This is a genomic window from Vibrio sp. HI00D65, assembly GCF_001635455.1.
Taxonomy (GTDB): domain Bacteria; phylum Pseudomonadota; class Gammaproteobacteria; order Enterobacterales; family Vibrionaceae; genus Vibrio.
The window spans coordinates 1-283 of record NZ_LWEH01000154.1; the positions used below are offsets into that span (position 1 = coordinate 1).

The window sequence follows — 283 nt, forward strand, 5'->3', positions numbered from 1 at the left end:
GGTTGTATCAGTCGCTTCAACGCGGAAGCCTGCTATCAGTTCACCTTCACCGTGTCTACTTACCCATACACCCTTAGCGCCAAGCGTGATCATTACTGTCTCGATGCCTTTCGCATGCAGAGCCAAAGATGCCTGATGAGCAGATGCGCTGTCGGTTACGGTAACGCCTGTCAGTACTTCTGCTTCGGTTTCGTTTGGTGTGATCACATCAACACACGCTAGTAAGGTATCCGATAATGGACGAGCAGGGGCTGGGTTTAGAATCACGCGAGTTCCGCTCTCT

At 51.6% G+C, this 283-nt stretch carries 1 protein-coding gene; it reads right to left on the reverse strand.

All coding sequences use genetic code 11. The annotated features are described in order from the left end of the window. Window positions 1–283 (reverse strand): PfkB family carbohydrate kinase (locus tag A3712_RS13570; protein WP_197465825.1); only part of this gene is annotated, 283 nt, incomplete at both ends.